At 33.6% G+C, this 16,386-nt stretch carries 15 protein-coding genes and 3 tRNA genes; 10 read left to right on the forward strand and 8 right to left on the reverse strand.

Going from position 1 to position 16,386, the window contains the following annotated elements; all coding sequences use genetic code 11:
* Positions 1-6 precede the first annotated feature (6 nt).
* The 5 genes from ACZ1AQ_RS02935 to ACZ1AQ_RS02955 all read left to right on the forward strand — a co-directional run bounded on the left by ACZ1AQ_RS02935 (position 7) and on the right by ACZ1AQ_RS02955 (position 4,526).
* Positions 7-525, forward strand: a complete 519-nt coding sequence (locus tag ACZ1AQ_RS02935) for a TrmH family RNA methyltransferase (RefSeq protein ID WP_489631456.1) — start codon at positions 7-9, stop codon at positions 523-525.
* 122 nt (positions 526-647) lie between these two features.
* Positions 648-1,604, forward strand: a complete 957-nt coding sequence (locus ACZ1AQ_RS02940; RefSeq protein WP_489631457.1) for a zinc metalloprotease — start codon at positions 648-650, stop codon at positions 1,602-1,604.
* A 79-nt stretch (positions 1,605-1,683) separates the two neighbouring features.
* Entirely contained in the window at positions 1,684-2,775 is a 1,092-nt protein-coding gene (locus tag ACZ1AQ_RS02945; RefSeq protein ID WP_489631458.1) for an AI-2E family transporter, read from the forward strand.
* 2 nt (positions 2,776-2,777) lie between these two features.
* Positions 2,778-3,950 carry a THUMP-like domain-containing protein gene (locus ACZ1AQ_RS02950; protein WP_489631459.1) on the forward strand — a complete coding sequence of 391 codons (1,173 nt, stop codon included), beginning with the start codon at positions 2,778-2,780 and terminating at the stop codon, positions 3,948-3,950.
* Positions 3,951-3,956: 6 nt separating this feature from the next.
* Positions 3,957-4,526, forward strand: coding sequence for a hypothetical protein (locus ACZ1AQ_RS02955; RefSeq protein WP_489631460.1), 570 nt, complete (start codon positions 3,957-3,959; stop codon positions 4,524-4,526).
* Here ACZ1AQ_RS02955 and ACZ1AQ_RS02960 read toward each other — a convergent pair.
* From ACZ1AQ_RS02960 to ACZ1AQ_RS02975, 4 genes are all read right to left on the reverse strand, one after another.
* Positions 4,523-5,176, reverse strand: a complete 654-nt coding sequence (locus ACZ1AQ_RS02960; protein WP_489631461.1) for a M15 family metallopeptidase — start codon at positions 5,174-5,176, stop codon at positions 4,523-4,525. The two genes, ACZ1AQ_RS02955 and ACZ1AQ_RS02960, sit on opposite strands and share 4 nt — an antisense overlap.
* A gap of 88 nt (positions 5,177-5,264) precedes the next feature.
* Positions 5,265-5,338: transfer RNA gene (locus ACZ1AQ_RS02965), tRNA-Arg, on the reverse strand.
* A 7-nt stretch (positions 5,339-5,345) separates the two neighbouring features.
* Positions 5,346-5,420, reverse strand: a tRNA-Pro gene (locus ACZ1AQ_RS02970).
* A 13-nt stretch (positions 5,421-5,433) separates the two neighbouring features.
* Positions 5,434-5,517, reverse strand: a tRNA-Ser gene (locus ACZ1AQ_RS02975).
* 240 nt (positions 5,518-5,757) lie between these two features.
* Between ACZ1AQ_RS02975 and ACZ1AQ_RS02980 the strand changes: the two genes are divergently transcribed.
* On the forward strand, positions 5,758-6,936 hold the full coding sequence (locus ACZ1AQ_RS02980; RefSeq protein ID WP_489631462.1) for an acetyl-CoA C-acyltransferase: 1,179 nt from the start codon (positions 5,758-5,760) through the stop codon (positions 6,934-6,936).
* 62 nt (positions 6,937-6,998) lie between these two features.
* Positions 6,999-7,760: a C40 family peptidase gene (locus tag ACZ1AQ_RS02985; RefSeq protein ID WP_489631463.1), complete on the forward strand. Its 762-nt coding sequence runs from the start codon at positions 6,999-7,001 to the stop codon at positions 7,758-7,760.
* Positions 7,761-7,811: 51 nt separating this feature from the next.
* On the opposite strand, the gene ACZ1AQ_RS02990 is transcribed toward ACZ1AQ_RS02985, so the two are convergent.
* The 3 genes from ACZ1AQ_RS02990 to ACZ1AQ_RS03000 form a co-directional block, all read right to left on the reverse strand.
* On the reverse strand, positions 7,812-8,876 hold the full coding sequence (locus ACZ1AQ_RS02990; protein WP_489631464.1) for a tetratricopeptide repeat protein: 1,065 nt from the start codon (positions 8,874-8,876) through the stop codon (positions 7,812-7,814).
* A 276-nt stretch (positions 8,877-9,152) separates the two neighbouring features.
* Positions 9,153-10,193: a cysteate synthase gene (gene capA, locus ACZ1AQ_RS02995; RefSeq protein ID WP_489631465.1), complete on the reverse strand. Its 1,041-nt coding sequence runs from the start codon at positions 10,191-10,193 to the stop codon at positions 9,153-9,155.
* 74 nt (positions 10,194-10,267) lie between these two features.
* Entirely contained in the window at positions 10,268-12,328 is a 2,061-nt protein-coding gene (locus ACZ1AQ_RS03000; RefSeq protein ID WP_489631735.1) for a S9 family peptidase, read from the reverse strand.
* 118 nt (positions 12,329-12,446) lie between these two features.
* On the opposite strand from ACZ1AQ_RS03000, the gene ACZ1AQ_RS03005 reads away from it, so the two are divergent.
* The gene (locus ACZ1AQ_RS03005) at positions 12,447-12,791 is read left to right on the forward strand and encodes a YbaB/EbfC family nucleoid-associated protein (protein WP_489631466.1); all 345 of its coding nucleotides are present in this window, start codon (positions 12,447-12,449) and stop codon (positions 12,789-12,791) included.
* A gap of 42 nt (positions 12,792-12,833) precedes the next feature.
* On the opposite strand, the gene ACZ1AQ_RS03010 is transcribed toward ACZ1AQ_RS03005, so the two are convergent.
* Entirely contained in the window at positions 12,834-13,862 is a 1,029-nt protein-coding gene (locus ACZ1AQ_RS03010) for a threonine aldolase family protein (protein WP_489631467.1), read from the reverse strand.
* Between the two features lie 89 nt (positions 13,863-13,951).
* Here ACZ1AQ_RS03010 and prfB point away from each other — a divergent pair.
* Both prfB and lpxD read left to right on the forward strand, forming a co-directional pair.
* Positions 13,952-15,050, forward strand: a protein-coding gene (prfB, locus tag ACZ1AQ_RS03015; RefSeq protein WP_489631468.1) for a peptide chain release factor 2 whose coding sequence is annotated in 2 segments (ribosomal slippage) — positions 13,952-14,014 and positions 14,016-15,050 — 1,098 coding nt in all. Because the reading frame shifts where the segments join, the coding sequence is not laid out codon by codon here.
* A gap of 188 nt (positions 15,051-15,238) precedes the next feature.
* Positions 15,239-16,237: a UDP-3-O-(3-hydroxymyristoyl)glucosamine N-acyltransferase gene (gene lpxD / locus ACZ1AQ_RS03020; RefSeq protein WP_489631469.1), complete on the forward strand. Its 999-nt coding sequence runs from the start codon at positions 15,239-15,241 to the stop codon at positions 16,235-16,237.
* Positions 16,238-16,386: the final 149 nt, after the last annotated feature.

Consider the following 16,386-nt stretch of genomic DNA (forward strand, 5'->3'; position numbering starts at 1 on the left):
ATTTTCATGCAATTAAATCATGAATCGGTTCCTTTTCAAAACCAAGAATTTCCTATAATTTTAGTGTGTGACCACATTATTTTTCAGCCCAACATTGGTTCCTTATTTAGAATAAGTGAAGCTTTTGGTGTAAAAAAAATTATTTTTCTAGGCATGGGAAACCAAATGAATCCAAGAAAAATTAATAAAACCTCTCGAAATACTCATCTTCATGTACCCTATGAATTATTCGAAACAAAAGAAGCTGTTTCGGATTACTTAATGGCAAATGATTTTGAAATTATTGCTTTAGAAATAACAGCAAACAGTAAACCGTTAGCTGAAATTGAAATTCCAAAAAATAAAAAAATAGCAGTACTAATTGGAAATGAAATTGATGGAGTTTCAGATTACTTTTTAAAAAAATCTCATCAAATTGCTCATATTGAAATGTTTGGCAAAAACAGCAGTATGAATGTAGTTCAGGCCACTGGAATTGCGCTATACGAGATAACTAGAAAAATAACACAACAGCTAAACTCCTGAATAGCAAACAAATATTTTAAAAAATTTTATTCAAAAAATTGGTAGTTTAAAAAATATGTTATAAAATTGTTAAACAATTAACCAAATTAACTTTTTTATAACAATTTAACAAAACCCAAATTATGAAAAAAATTTTATTAAGTGCAGGGCTTTTATTAATGCTTTTTTCTTGTCAAAACGAGGAAACATTAAACACTAGTTCAAATGGTCAAGCAGTAGCTAGAAGAGGATGTGCAACAAACGAAGTGTTTCAAGCACAATTAGCAGCTGATCCATCTTTAGCAATTCGAATGAACCAAATCGAAGAGTTTACACAAAAAGCTAGACTAACAGGTAAATTAGTAAACGGGAAAGTGGTAATTCCTGTTGTTGTAAATGTACTATATCGCACTGCAGCAGAAAACATTTCTGATGCTTTAATTCAATCTCAAATTGATGTTTTGAATAAAGATTTTACAGCTACAAATTCTGATTTTTCTAGTACCCCTGCTTTATTTGCGGGCGTTGCTGCTAATGTTGGAATAACTTTTGAATTGGTTAAAATCAACCGTAAATCAACCACCAAAACATCTTGGGGAACTAGAGATGCTATGAAAAAAACCAATCAAGGCGGTATTGCTCCAACTTCTCCATCAAACACGTTAAACTTATGGGCTTGCACCATTGGTGGAGGTATTTTAGGATATGCACAATTCCCTGGAGGTGCTGCGGCAACAGATGGAGTTGTAATTGATTCTAAATACTTTGGAGTAACAAGTAACTCAGGACCAAGCTATCCATACAACTTAGGAAGAACAGCTAGCCATGAAGTAGGACACTGGATGAATTTGAGACATATTTGGGGTGATGCTACTTGCGGAAGTGATTTAGTATCTGATACACCTACACATGACTCTCCAAACTACGGAGTTCCAACTTATCCACACTTAAGTACTTGTACTGGAACACCAGTAGAAATGACCATGAACTACATGGATTATACTGATGACAGAGGAATGTACATGTTTACCAATGGACAAAAAGCTAGAATGGCTGCTCTATTCGTAAGCGGAGGTGCAAGATCTGGATTCGGAATCTAATCCTAAACAAAATAATTGTATTTAAAACTCGCTAGACCTAGCGAGTTTTTTTTATATTTATGAACAAAATTACCCCAATATGATTACTTCAAAACTAATTGCCAACGGAATAATTAGAGCATTAGCTATCATAGTAGCTTCTGCATTAGGTCTTTATTTTTTATATCAAATACAATCCGTTTTAGTTTACCTTGTGGTCTCCTTAATTTTGACCTTGATTGGTAATCCCTTTTTGGATTTTTTCAAAAAGAAATTAAAATTTTCACATAACCTCGCAACTATTACAACCATAGTAATTTTTGTGGCGATTATATTTGGGATTGTTATCTTATTCGTTCCTTTAATTACCTCACAAAGCCAAAATCTTTCTCTTTTAAATACGAAAGAAATAGAGAAAAATGCCATTGCACTCATTAATCAAATCAATGCCTTTTTAGAAAGTCATCACATTAATGCCAAAAAACTCCTTAATTTCAATAACATTACTTCAAAAATAAACTTTGGCATCATTCCAAATTTTTTAAACTCAATTCTTGGGACCATCAGCAGTTTCGGGATGGGATTAGCTTCAGTTCTATTTATAACTTTTTTTTTCTTAAAGGATCGAGTATTATTTATAGTAGGCGCTAAAAAATTAATTCCTGACAGCCATGAAGAACAAATATTGAATTCATTAGAAAAAATCAACCATTTGCTCTCACGCTATTTTATTGGTATATTACTACAACTCTTTATAGTGTTTCTTTTGTATTTGATTGTATTATTAATTTTTGGCATTCCAAATGCAATAATCATTGCATTTTTATGTGCTGTCTTAAACATCATTCCTTACATTGGACCGCTAATCGCGTCTGTTTTAGCAGCAATTCTTTCTATGATTAGCCATCTTGGTAGCGATTTTCAAACCGAAATTTTACCTACAACTATTTATGTCTTGATTGGGTTTTGGATCGTACAACTTATCGACAATAACCTATCGCAACCTATTATTTTTTCGAAAAGTGTAAGCTCACATCCATTAGAAATCTTCTTAGTAATACTTATAGCTGGTTTTTTGTTTGGTATTTTGGGAATGGTAATTGCCGTACCTTTGTACACTATTTTAAAAGTAATTGGGAAAGAATTTTTTCCAGAAAATAAAATCATTCAACTGTTAACCAAAGACATTTAAACTTGGATTTCGACTTTTTACACATTGACGTTCAAAATTTTATCAACGATCAAGTAGAACAAAATATTACTAAACTCGCTTTACAAAAAAATCCATTTCCGAATATTGAATGGAAAACAATTATAGGTCAAATTGAAAGCAAAGCCAAAGCTAAAGAAAAACTTCCAACTTGGTTTTCAACGACAAACATTATATACCCTCAAAAAATTTCTATTGAACAAACTTCCTCTGAAGTTACAGCAGCTTATAAATCTGATTTAATTTCTGGAACAAGCTTAATAGATTTAACCGGTGGACTTGGGGTAGATGATTTTTATTTCGCTAAAAAGTTCAAAAAAGTAATGCATTGTGAAATAAATCCAGAACTTTCAGCAATTACATCGCATAACTTTCAGCAATTAAAAAGCTTAAATATCGAATGTAAAACAGGCGACAGTCAACAGATCCTTATTAGTTCTGACGTAACATGGGATTGGATATACATCGACCCCTCAAGAAGAAGCGAAAGTAAAGGAAAAGTTTTTATGCTTAAAGATTGCCTTCCTAACGTACCCGAAAATATTGATTTATACTTTTCAAAATCAAAATCAATCCTAATAAAAACAGCTCCATTATTAGACATAACAGCTGGTCTAATAGAATTAAAAAATGTAAAAACTATCCATATTATTGCTTTAAATAACGAAGTAAAAGAACTTTTATGGGAACTTCATAAAGGATATTCTGGACACACCTTCATTAAAACGGTAAACATACTTAAGGATAAAACAGAAATATTTGATCTTCCCGAAAATAGTAGCCAACCAAGTTATGGTTTACCAGAAGAATACCTTTATGAACCCAATAGTGCCATTATGAAATCTGGCGGTTTTGATGCCGTTGGTTATGCATACAATTTAAAAAAATTGCATCACCATTCCCATTTGTATACAAATAAAGAACTAATTGACTTCCCTGGCAGACGATTTAAAATAAACAAACAACTGAATTACAATAAATTAGAATTAAAAAACAATTTAGTCAATCAAAAAGCAAATATTACTACCCGAAATTTTCCTGAAACCGTAGAAAACATTAGAAAAAAATGGAAAATAAAAGATGGTGGAAATACCTATTGTTTTTTTACAACGGATGTAAATAATAACAAAATAGTTTTAATTTGCAGCAAAATTTAAAAAAACATGAAACATCTATTACTTATCATTTTTACCCTTTCTAGCTTTTCTTTATTTGCACAAAAACAATGTGAGTATAGCACCAATGTTGTAGACTCAATTGGAAGTTATAAAGTCACAAAAGAATATATGATTAGTGAAAAAAATTTCGCTGGTACCTCGAGTTACATTTTCTTGTCGTTAGCTTTAACAGACGGTGTACCCACTTTAAATATTCAGTTAATACAAAAAAGCAAAGGCTTCATCAAAGCCAACTGTTTTGATAAAAACTCAAAATTATTCCTTCAATTAAATGATGGAAATATTATTACTTTAATCCATAAAGATCAAGAAAATTGCGGAACACTTCTGAGAGACGATAAAGGTTTTGACAATAGAGTTACTACTGGAGAATTTTACTTTTTGAAAGATAGCTTTGAGAAGTTAAAAAACTCACCTTTATCACTGATGCGAATAAAATATTTGACAGATTTAGAAGATTATATCATAAAAAAAGAATTCACATCCGAATTAGACAACAAAGTATACCAACCTGAAAACTATTTTATCAAAAATATTTCTTGCATAGAAAATTAATTACAATTCCATTTTGTATTAGCGACCTTATCAGTCATAGCCGATGCTAAGTTGTAATGCCACCACTCTGACTCAAATGCTTTAAATCCATTTTGAAGCATTATTTTTTTTAGCATTTTGCGGTTATCCATTACTTTTTTATCAGGAAATGGATAACTGTGACTAGCTTCTTTACCAAAAAAATCAAAAGGCGTTCCCATCTCCAATTCTTTACCCTCCAAAGTTACAAGAGTTATATCAACTGCCCCTCCTCTATTATGAATAGAACCTTTAGCGGGATCAGCCACATATTCTGGATTAGATACTATGGTCCACATTTTTCTTTGAATATCCAAAGGACGATAACAATCAAACAGTTTAATTCTATATCCTCTTTTTACAAACTTATCATTAGCCTTAATAAGGGCCTTTACCGTTTTTAATCTCAAAAAACACTCCGCACAATCATATACGTTTGACTTCAAAAAATTATCGGTTGTTGCATACTTCATGTCATACACAAAACCATCACTATAATCCTTGAGATTAACAAATGTTGTATCAGAAGCTTCAACTCTGACAAAATCTTTTTCTTTAGATTTAGTTGACTGAGCATGAATAGATGAGGATAAAAAAAAGAGTAAAAAATAGTACTTTAAGAGATGGCGCATGATCAAATGTTTTTATAAATATATACGATTTGAATCAAAAAAACATATAAAAACAAAAAAACGATACTATTTCTAGTATCGTTTTAAGTGAACGCAGAAGGATTCGAACCTTCGACCGCCTGCTTAGAAGGCAGGTGCTCTATCCAGCTGAGCTATGCGTCCATTGTTGTCGGGGTGGCAGGATTCGAACCTGCGACCTCCTGCTCCCAAAGCAGGCGCGATAACCGGGCTACGCTACACCCCGAGTGCAAAATTTGCGGAGAGACAGGGACTCGAACCCTGGCGACGGTTACCCGTCGACAGATTAGCAATCTGCTCCATTACCGCTCTGGCACCTCTCCCAAACCAAGAAAACTTTCCTGTTTTTCGGTTGCAAATCTAAGTCAACTTTATGTTTCTCACAACTATTTTGAAGGTTTTTTTAAAATAAAATTCAATATTTTCCTAAAATACTTCACTATCAAATAAATAGACTTTATCAAAATTTCATATCAACAAACCAATGCATATTATTTGATGAAAATATGAAATAGTAGCAAAAAAGATTAAATTTGCTAAACAAATCAACATATTTTTACATTATGAACAAGAAAGTAGTTATAGTTTCAGCTGTAAGAACACCAATTGGTAGTTTTATGGGTGGATTGTCTAATATTAGCGCACCAAAATTAGGCGCTGTAGCCATAAAAGGAGCATTAGAAAAAATTCAATTAGATGCCAATCTAGTTGACGAAGTCTACATGGGAAACGTGGTTCAAGCTGGAGTCGGACAAGCGCCAGCTAGACAAGCTGCATTGTTTGCCGGTTTATCAAACGAAGTTGCGTGTACCACAATCAACAAAGTATGCGCATCTGGCATGAAAGCTGTAATGCTAGCTTCGCAAGCTATTCAATGTGGAGATGCTGAAATTGTTGTAGCTGGAGGAATGGAAAACATGAGTTTAATTCCACACTACATGAATCTACGTTCAGGAACCAAATTTGGCCCTAATACTATGGTTGATGGCATGCAAAAAGATGGACTTACAGATGCTTATGACAACAACGCCATGGGGGTAAGTGCTGATTTGTGCGCCAGTGAATACAACATTACACGAGAGGAACAAGATGCATTTGCTATACAATCTTACAAAAGATCTTCTGACGCATGGAATTTAGGTAAATTTGATAACGAAGTAGTTCCTGTTTCTGTCCCTCAAAGAAAAGGCGAGCCAATTATCATCAATAAAGACGAAGAATACACCAATGTCAATTTAGATAAAATTCCAGCTTTAAACCCTGTTTTTACAAAAGACGGAAGCGTTACTGCTGCAAACGCATCAACAATCAATGATGGCGCAGCGGCTTTAATTCTTATGAGTGAAGAAAAAGCGTTATCATTAGGCATAAAACCTTTGGCATATATAAAAAGCTATGCCGATGCCGCACAAGAACCAAAATGGTTTACAACTGCCCCAGCAAAAGCACTTCCAAAAGCTCTTGAAAAAGCTGGATTAACTATTGCAGATGTTGATTATTTCGAATTCAATGAAGCTTTTTCTGTAGTTGGCTTAGCTAATGCTAAAATTTTAGGTTTAGACAATGAAAAAGTTAACATAAATGGTGGCGCAGTCTCTTTAGGACATCCTCTGGGTTGCTCAGGAGCAAGAATAATCGTTACCTTACTTAATGTTTTAGAACAAAACAATGCCAAAATTGGCGCTGCAGCAATCTGCAATGGCGGTGGTGGGGCTTCAGCAATAGTGATAGAGAAAATTTAAAACAAAAGTTAGATTGAGGTTGTTAGAAAAACAAACAACCTCAATCTTTAAATCAAAAAAAAATGTTTGGAATCTGTAATTTAGCCATCATTCCTCTTCGCTTTGAACCTAGTGATAGAAGTGAAATTGTTTCTCAAGTCCTTTTCGGAGAGCATTTTCAAATTATTGACACCCACAATCAATGGTCCAAAATAAAACTTCAATATGATGAGTATGAAGGCTGGGTAGACAGCAAACAATATCAAATAATTTCCGAACAAAATTACCATCAACTTTCTAACGATAGCATTGTTTTGAATGCTGATTTGATTGAATATATCACAGGACCAAACAATCTATTAATCCCTATACCATTAGGCACAAGTTTATCTTTTTTAAATTATCCTGAAATCAATATCTCCAACTTTAGTTTTGAAGGAACCAAAATAAGCGGCGTGAAGAAAAAAGATAGCCTAATCAAAACAGCATACATGTATCTACATGCCCCTTATCTATGGGGAGGCAAGACTCCTTTTGGAGTAGATTGCTCTGGATTTACTCAAATGGTATACAAACTAAATGGACATCGTTTACAACGGGACGCTTCTCAACAAGCCATGCAAGGAGAGGCCTTGAGTTTTATTGAAGAAAGCGAACCGGGTGATTTGGCTTTTTTTGATAATGAAGAAGGAAAAATTATTCATGTTGGCATTATTATGGCTGATAATTATATCATACATGCAAGCGGAAAAGTACGTATCGACCGCCTAGACCATCTTGGTATTTACAATACCGAAACTCAAAAACACACCCACAAATTAAGAGTTATCAAGAAAATTATTTAAAAAAAAAATGTTCCTCAATTGGGAACATTTTTTTTATGAACGTGTTGTTTTTTATCCTTTTGCTTTTAGCGCTTCATACTTATCTGTCATATCCAAAGAACGATACAAGTTAAGAAGCAGTTTAGAGATATCTTTATTACTTGGCTCCAAGCTCAAAGCTTTTTCAAGATAACCAACAGCAACTTTAACCTCCTCATCTTTCTTAATTTTTAACTCATCATATTTTTTCATATCCTCAGGCGAGGTTCCTAAGAGAGCCATTTTATCTGCAATTTCTTTTTTTCTATCAAGCTTAACATAAGCCAAATCCAAATATGTTTCAGCATCGTTTGGATTAATAGCTATGATAGCTTTGTAGTTACTTTCTGCATTTGCTATATCCCCTTTCTCGCTATAGATATAAGCAATACGTTTTAAAATATCTGTTTTCTTAGATTTTGCTTTTGCATTTCTTGGTTTTTCATGAGAACCTTGTTTTACACCTAAATCTCTATTAGCACCAGACACAAAAAGTTCTTCTTGTTTTGTAGACTTATTAACAGCATAGTATTCCATGCCATTTCCAGAATACTTCATCGTTTTTAACATCTCATATGTTTTTAATGCTAAATCATATTGTTTGGCATTGAAATAATTTGAAGCAGCATTATACAAGTTTACCGTATCTTTTTTATCCATTTCATAAAGATAAGTCATTTTAATTGCTGCATCTGAAAAACGCTGTGCATTGTTATCATCTGCAGAACTACGCTCTAACTCACTTTTTAATTCTTTCACAGCTTCGCGAGCCTGAACCGCATATTTCAAATTACCTGAATCAACTTCAGATAAAATCAATTCATTGTAACAACCAACAGCCAATGACATGTTTTTTGGACCATCAATTTTTTTATTTGCTAAAGCTGTGTAAGTTTTGGCCTTGGTGAAATAATAATCTGATTTGTCTTCATCCTTCGCATTAGTAATCAAATATTCGATTTCATTTAAAATAGTTAGTGCTCCTTGAACATTTCCTTTTGTAAGTTCTGCTTGAGCAGTTTTAATTTGCTCTTTTTGAGCCATAACTGAAAACGTAACGCCACAAAATAGTAGCGTATATAAGTACAATTTCTTCATAGCGGTTGTTTTTTTGGTAAGATTAGGTTTGATAATTTTGTAAAGTTGTTTTATATAAAAAGTTATTAAATTAATAAAATATTAACATGACCAAAATAGAATAATAATTTGATTTTACAAATACATTAAAAAAAAATATCGTCCATATTAATTAAAAATGCAAAAAAAATAGAATTATCATTTTTTTTGCCCAATACCATTTGGTTAAGCAACAAAAAACAAAAAAAAACCATTTAAATAAATAAATGGTTTTTTTTTAACAGTTAAGAAAACAAACTACTTAACAAACTCTATTTTTTGTTCCTCTTCTTCGTTTACGCTATCGAAGAAACCTTGTGCATTCATCCAATCGTCACTAAAAACTTTACTCATGTAACGAGAACCATGATCTGGAAAGATAGCAATTACGTTACTGTTTTCGTTAAACTCACCCTCTTCTGCATACTGTTTTATTGCTTGCATTACTGCTCCAGAAGTGTACCCTACAAAAAGACCTTCTTTTCTAGCCAATTCTCTTGTTGAATGTGCACTTTCTTCATCTGTAACTTTGATAAATTTATCAATAACATCAAAATCTGTAGCGGTTGGTATAAGATTTTTACCCAATCCTTCAATTCGATAAGGATAAATCTCAGAACTATCAAATTCCTTAGTTTCATGATACTTCTTCAATACAGAACCAAATGCATCAACTCCTAAAATTTTGATTGCTGGATTCTGTTCTTTTAGATATTTTGCAGTTCCAGATATAGTACCTCCAGTTCCACTACATGCTACTAAATGAGTAATCTTACCTTTAGTTTGTTTCCAAATCTCTGGACCCGTAGATAAGTAATGAGCATCGATATTTAATTGATTGAAGTATTGATTGATATAAACAGAACCTTTGGTTTCCTCATGAAGTCTCTTAGCAACATTGTAATATGATCTTTCATCATCAGCTGATACGTGAGCAGGGCAAACATAAACTTTAGCTCCTAAACTACGTAACATATCAATCTTATCTTTAGAGGATTTGGAACTTACAGCAAGAATACAATTATATCCTTTGATTATGCTAACCATAGCAAGACTAAAACCTGTATTTCCAGAAGTTGTTTCGATGATAGTATCTCCAGGTGATAATATTCCTCTTCGCTCTGCCTCTTCTAGTATATATAATGCGATTCTATCTTTTGAAGAATGTCCTGGATTGAAAGCTTCTATCTTTGCATAAAAATTACCTTCTATTTCCTGAGTAACTCTATTTAGTTTAATAAGTGGAGTATTACCTATTAGCTCTAAAATATTACTATAAGCGTTTATTTCTTCTTTCATAAAAAAATAGTTAATCTAAGCTGTGTTAAAAACTACACCTTAGATAGGTTGCAAACTTAACAAAAAAAATCGAATTACTTTTTAATTTTCTCCAAATCTAGCAAAAAACTAAACTCCCTTGCCAACTCTTTTAAAGACTCAAATCGACCAGAAGCTCCACCATGACCTGCGTCCATGTTAGTCACTAAATACAAAACTGTACTATCATCTTTCATAGTTCTCAATTTTGCCACCCATTTTGCAGGCTCCCAATATTGTACTTGTGAATCATGTAGACCAGTAGATACAAACAAATTAGGATATCGTTGTTTTTTTACATTATCATATGGTGAGTATGATAACATATAATCATAATATTTTTTATTATTTGGATTTCCCCATTCGTCGTATTCTCCTGTTGTAAGCGGAATACTATCGTCTAACATTGTTGTTACTACATCAACAAAGGGAACTTGAGCAATTACTCCGTTGTATAATTCAGGAGCCATATTTACCACTGCCCCCATTAACAATCCTCCTGCAGATCCTCCTTCGGCATACAAATGTTCTGGTGAAGTGTATTTTTCTTGAATTACATATTTTGAGCAGTCGATAAAATCAGTAAAGGTATTTTTCTTTTTTAGCAATTTCCCATCCTCATACCATTTTCTTCCTAAATCTTCACCTCCACGAATATGTGCAATAGCATAAATAAATCCCCTATCTAACAAAGTCAATCTTGTAGACGAAAAATAAGGTTCCATCGTATTGCCATATGAACCGTAAGCATATAATAACAAAGGATTTTTACTATCCTTTTTAATCGATTTATGGTATACCATAGAAATTGGCACTTTAGTACCATCCGCAGCCGTTGCCCAAACACGTTCTTCTATGTAGTTATTTTTATCAAACTTGCCGCCCAATACCTGTTGTTCTTTTAATACTTCTTTGGTTTTGGTTGCCATATTAAAATCGATAACCGAAGAAGGCGTTGCCATTGATTGGTATCCATATCTAAGAATATCCGTATCAAAATCAACATTTGTGGTAGTATAAGCACTGTAGGTTTCGTTATCAAAAGGCAAATAATAATCTCCTTTTCCGTTCCAAGGCATGATACGAATATGATTTAAACCATTAGAACGTTCTTCAACAACTAAGTAGTTTTTAAATATTTCGATACCTTCTAACAAAACATCTTTACGATGCGGAATTAAATCTTTCCAATTTTCTTTTGAAGTGGCATTTTCAGGCGTTTTCATCAATTTAAAATTGGTTGCTTTGTCCTTATTGGTCAAAATATAAAAAGAATCTCCATAATGAGAAATGCTATACTCCAAACCACGAACTCTTGGTTGGAATACTTTGAATTCTCCTTCAGGTTGGTCTGCATTCAAAATTCTGTACTCACTCGTTAGCGTACTTCCTGAACCAATTACAATATATTTTCTTGATTTTTCTTTACTCACATAAACATTAAAAGTATCGTCTTTTTCGTCAAAAACCAAAACATCACTTTTAGCGTCAGTACCTAATTTGTGTCTAAAAACCTTATCTGCTCTTAAAGTAACTTTGTCTTGTTGGGTATAAAATATAGTTGCATTATCATTGCCCCAAACAGACCCTCCAGTAACATTTTCAATTTTATCTGAAAGAATTTCACCAGTTTCTAAATTCTTGATTTGAATGGTATAAATCCTTCTTCCTTTAGTATCTATTCCAAACGAAGCATATTTGTTATTTGGACTAATACTCATTCCTCCTAATTGAAAATAAGATTGCCCTTTAGCCAATTCATTACAATTAAAAAGAATTTCTTCTGGAGCTGTTAAACTCCCTTTTTTTCTAGCATAAATAGGATAATCTTGCCCTTTTTCGTAACGTGTTATATAAAAATATCCGTTATAAAAATAAGGAACCGACTGGTCATCTTCTTTGATCCGAGCTTTCATTTCTTCAAAAAGCTCTTTTTGAAATTCCTTAGTATCTGCTGTTTTAGCATTATAATAATCATTCTCTTGATTTAAGTAAGCTATGACTTCAGGATTCTCTCTTTCGTTTAGCCAGAAGTAATTATCAATACGGGTATGATTATGTTTTACTAGAGTTTTAGGAATAATTTTAGCTATAGGTGCTTGTATATTTTCAGCCATTTTTTGTGCTTTTGCCTTAGAAATTGTTAGCACAAAAATAACACAAAGCAATCCCAAACGAATGATTTTTTTCATTATTTTTTCTATTGATTATCAATCAGCAATATAGTAATTTTGCATGTATAATTTTAAAAAAAACAAAATGGATTTAATGGGAATGATGGGAAAACTAAAAGAAACCCAACAAAAAATAGAGGACACAAAAAAAAGATTGGACACCGTTTTGATTGATGAACAGAGCTCAGATGGTTTATTAAAAATTACTATCACCGCAAATACCGCTGTAAAATCTATACATATAGCAGATGAATTACTAGAAGACAAAGAACAACTGGAAGATTATTTGATTTTAGTACTCAATAAAGCCATTGCAAGAGCTAATCAAGTAAACCAAACAGAACTTGATGCCGTTGCCAAAATGGATATGCCGATGATTCCAGGAATGGATAATTTATTCAAATAAAAACACAAAAAAAGGATTTATAGTTTTATAAATCCTTTTTTTTTATGCTACAAACAAACGCTGCAAGGTTTCTATGACATAAGAATGCATTACTTCTCGATAATCCAAATGTGTTACAATTCTAAGTTTCCCTTTTCCTAGTGAACTAATGGCTATGTTTTTTTGACGTAGTTTTTCAATTAAAAGTGCATCGCTCAAACTTGGAATCACTTTAAAAATCAAGATATTCGTCTCAACAGGTTCTACTGATTCTACCCAAGGAAGTCTGCTCAGTAGCAGTCCTAGTTCTTTGGCTCTGCGATGGTCTTCTGTCAATCGCATAATATTATTTTCTAAAGCATAGATTCCTGCTGCCGCTAAATATCCTACTTGGCGCATTCCTCCTCCTAAAATTTTACGCACTCGCAAAGCTCTATGTATGGTTTCTTTATCGGCCAACAAAACCGAACCAATTGGTGCTCCTAATCCTTTGGATAAACAAACTGAAATGGTATCAAACAACTTTCCATACTCCTTAGGATTTTGTCTTTTGGCTACCAAAGCATTCCAAATTCTAGCTCCATCCATATGAAACTTTAAATTATTGCTATCGCATACTTGCTTGATATGCTGCAAGGTTTCGAGGTCATAGCAGGCTCCGCCACCTTTATTTGTTGTATTTTCTACACACACCAAACTTGTTTTGGGGCTGTGATAAAATTCGGGGTCATTGATAGCTTCTGCAACTTGATTAGCTGTAATCATTCCTCGATTACCATCTAACAAACAACAAGAAACACCGCTATTAAACGAAACTCCACCACCTTCATAGTTATAAACATGAGCATATTTGTCAGCAATCAACTGCTCACCAGGTTGCGTATGTAATTTTATAGCTGTTTGATTCGCCATAGTACCTGAAGGAAAAAACAAACCAGCCTCCATTCCAAACATTGCGGCTACACGTGCTTCTAATTCAATTACTGTAGGATCTTGTTTGTAAACATCGTCACCAACAACTGCTCTAAACATATATTGCAACATTTCTGGAGAAGGTTTGGTCACAGTATCACTCACTAAATTAATTTCCATAAGTAGTATTTATATCAGCCACAGCAAGCCCTTAGCTTGTGCTGTGGTATTTTTTTTATATTTTTGCAAAACAAAATTAATAATAATTTATGACAACTACCGAACAAATTAAAGGTATTGTGGAGCGCCTTGGTGCGTTGAGGAGGTATCTTTGACGTTGATGCTAAACTCATTGAAATCACCAACGAAGAAGAAAAAACTTTTGCTCCTGACTTTTGGAATAATGCAAAAGAAGCAGAAATCATTGTAAAAAACTTACGTAATAAAAAGAAGTGGATTGAAGATTATGACAAAGCCGCTTCTCTTACTGAGGAATTACAGCTTGCTTATGATTTTTATAAAGAAGGTGAACTAAGTATTGAAGAACTCGACGAACAATATGCTTTAGCTGAAAATCACATAGAAGCTATCGAATTCAAAAATATGCTTTCGGATGAAGGAGATACACTAAGTGCTGTTTTGCAAATTACTGCAGGAGCCGGTGGAACCGAAAGTTGTGACTGGGCCGAAATGTTGATGCGTATGTACATCATGTGGGGCGAGAAATACGGTTACAAAATCAAAGAACTGAATTTTCAAAAGGGCGAATCGGCTGGAATCAAAACCGTTACTCTAGAATTTGAAGGTGATTATTCTTTTGGTTACTTAAAAGGAGAAAATGGTGTACATCGTTTGGTTCGCATCTCCCCTTTTGATAGTAATGCCAAAAGACATACTTCTTTTGCGTCGGTATATGTATATCCTCTCGCAGATGATACTATTCAAATTGAGATTAACCCTGCTGATATTTCATGGGAAACTATGCGTTCGAGTGGTGCTGGAGGACAGAATGTAAACAAAGTGGAGACCGCAGTACGTTTGCGCCACCACCCAACTGGAATTATTATTGAAAATTCAGAAACACGCTCTCAATTAGACAATAAAACCAAAGCCATGCAGTTGTTGAAATCGCAATTGTACGAAATTGAATTAAAAAAGAAGCAAGCGTTACGAGATGAAATCGAGGCTAAAAAAATGAAAATTGAATGGGGTTCGCAAATCAGAAATTATGTGATGCACCCCTATAAACTGGTTAAAGATGTCCGCACTGGCCATGAAACAAGTGATGTCGATAGTGTTATGAATGGAAATATCGACCCATTTTTAAAAGCCTTTCTGATGATGATGGGACAAAAAGAAGAAGAATAAACTATAAACCTCAAAAGCAATCTAACGACTACTCCCAACAGTAGTCGTTTTTTTCAAAAAAGAACTAACCAAGATTACCTTCTAAGCATCATTTATTTATTTACCCTTTCAAACGTTAAAAAATTAGGTATCGACAAAGTAATTCACTTTATTTGGGAAATAATATCACAAAATTCACTTCTCATTTAATGAAAACCTATTCCATTCAAGAAATTAATAATGTTCTAAAAGGCACACTAATTGGCACATTATCACAAAACATTACTTCGCCAGAACAATTAGAACTTGCCTCAGAAAATCAAATTTCTTTTATAGGTAATAAAAAATATGAAAAATACTGGTGCTCCTCTAAAGCAAGTGCTGCTCTAGTAAACGAAGACATTAGTATTGAACCAGGAACCAATCGGGCTTTTATCAAAGTAAAAAATGCCGAATTGGCTATGTCGCAATTACTCCAGCTTTTTGCCCCGGAACCACCACAATTTAATTTTGATGTACACCCAACAGCCACTATAGATGATAGTGTAATTATTGGTGAAGGCACCAAAATTGGTGCTGGCTGCTATGTAGGACCAAATGTAATTATTGGTAAAAATGTAACTATTTATCCCAATGTCACACTTTTAGATTTTTCAAGTATAGGAAACAACAGCACAATTTGGTCAGGTGTTGTTGTGAGAGAACGATGCCACATTGGCAATGATTGTATCTTACATCCCAACGCAACGATAGGTGCAGACGGCTTTGGATTTAGTTTTTGCCACGAAAAAGGATTAGTTAAGATTCCTCAAATTGGGAATGTTGTGATTGGTAATAATGTAGAAATTGGCGCCAATTCTTGTGTAGACAGAGGGAAGTTTAGTTCAACTGTTGTTGGCGATGGGTGTAAAATAGACAATTTGGTACAAATTGGGCATAATAGTAAATTGGGACGTTTCTGCATAATGGCTGGTCATAGTGGTCTTGCTGGCTCTGTCACTCTAGAAGACGGAGTTGTCATCGGCGGAAGCGCTTCTATTAAAGACCACACAACAATTGGCGCTGGAGCCACTGTTGGAGCAGGATCTGGCGTTACTTGCGATATCCCCGCAGGAAAAGTAGTTTTAGGCTATCCAGCTATCGCAGCCAAAGACACCCTTAGACAATGGGCTATTTTAAAGAGATTAGTAAACGACACTAGAAAATAAAGATTCCTTGATAGATTCACAAAAAAGCAGATAATCAATCCTGCTTTTTTGCGTTATATACAAAAAAATATTTCTTTTTTTACTCAAAACAAGTAAGCCATAGATAATATTTCAATCCTTTTCGTAAATTAGCTACATAAAAAAACTAG

The sequence above is a fragment of the Flavobacterium sp. UM26 genome, assembly GCF_057922445.1.

Excerpts from the sequence above, each read along its gene's own strand:
- lpxD (WP_489631469.1), top strand. The coding sequence starts at position 15,239 with ATGAAAACCTATTCCATTCAAGAAATTAATAATGTTCTAAAAGGCACA.
- ACZ1AQ_RS02960 (WP_489631461.1), bottom strand. The coding sequence starts at position 5,176 with ATGCGCCATCTCTTAAAGTACTATTTTTTACTCTTTTTTTTATCCTCA.
- capA (WP_489631465.1), bottom strand. The coding sequence starts at position 10,193 with ATGAAAGAAGAAATAAACGCTTATAGTAATATTTTAGAGCTAATAGGT.
- ACZ1AQ_RS03005 (WP_489631466.1), top strand. The coding sequence starts at position 12,447 with ATGTATAATTTTAAAAAAAACAAAATGGATTTAATGGGAATGATGGGA.
- ACZ1AQ_RS02980 (WP_489631462.1), top strand. The coding sequence starts at position 5,758 with ATGAACAAGAAAGTAGTTATAGTTTCAGCTGTAAGAACACCAATTGGT.
- ACZ1AQ_RS02940 (WP_489631457.1), top strand. The coding sequence starts at position 648 with ATGAAAAAAATTTTATTAAGTGCAGGGCTTTTATTAATGCTTTTTTCT.
- ACZ1AQ_RS02955 (WP_489631460.1), top strand. The coding sequence starts at position 3,957 with ATGAAACATCTATTACTTATCATTTTTACCCTTTCTAGCTTTTCTTTA.
- ACZ1AQ_RS02985 (WP_489631463.1), top strand. The coding sequence starts at position 6,999 with ATGTTTGGAATCTGTAATTTAGCCATCATTCCTCTTCGCTTTGAACCT.
- ACZ1AQ_RS03010 (WP_489631467.1), bottom strand. The coding sequence starts at position 13,862 with ATGGAAATTAATTTAGTGAGTGATACTGTGACCAAACCTTCTCCAGAA.
- ACZ1AQ_RS02935 (WP_489631456.1), top strand. The coding sequence starts at position 7 with ATGCAATTAAATCATGAATCGGTTCCTTTTCAAAACCAAGAATTTCCT.
- ACZ1AQ_RS03000 (WP_489631735.1), bottom strand. The coding sequence starts at position 12,328 with ATGGCTGAAAATATACAAGCACCTATAGCTAAAATTATTCCTAAAACT.
- ACZ1AQ_RS02990 (WP_489631464.1), bottom strand. The coding sequence starts at position 8,876 with ATGAAGAAATTGTACTTATATACGCTACTATTTTGTGGCGTTACGTTT.
- ACZ1AQ_RS02945 (WP_489631458.1), top strand. The coding sequence starts at position 1,684 with ATGATTACTTCAAAACTAATTGCCAACGGAATAATTAGAGCATTAGCT.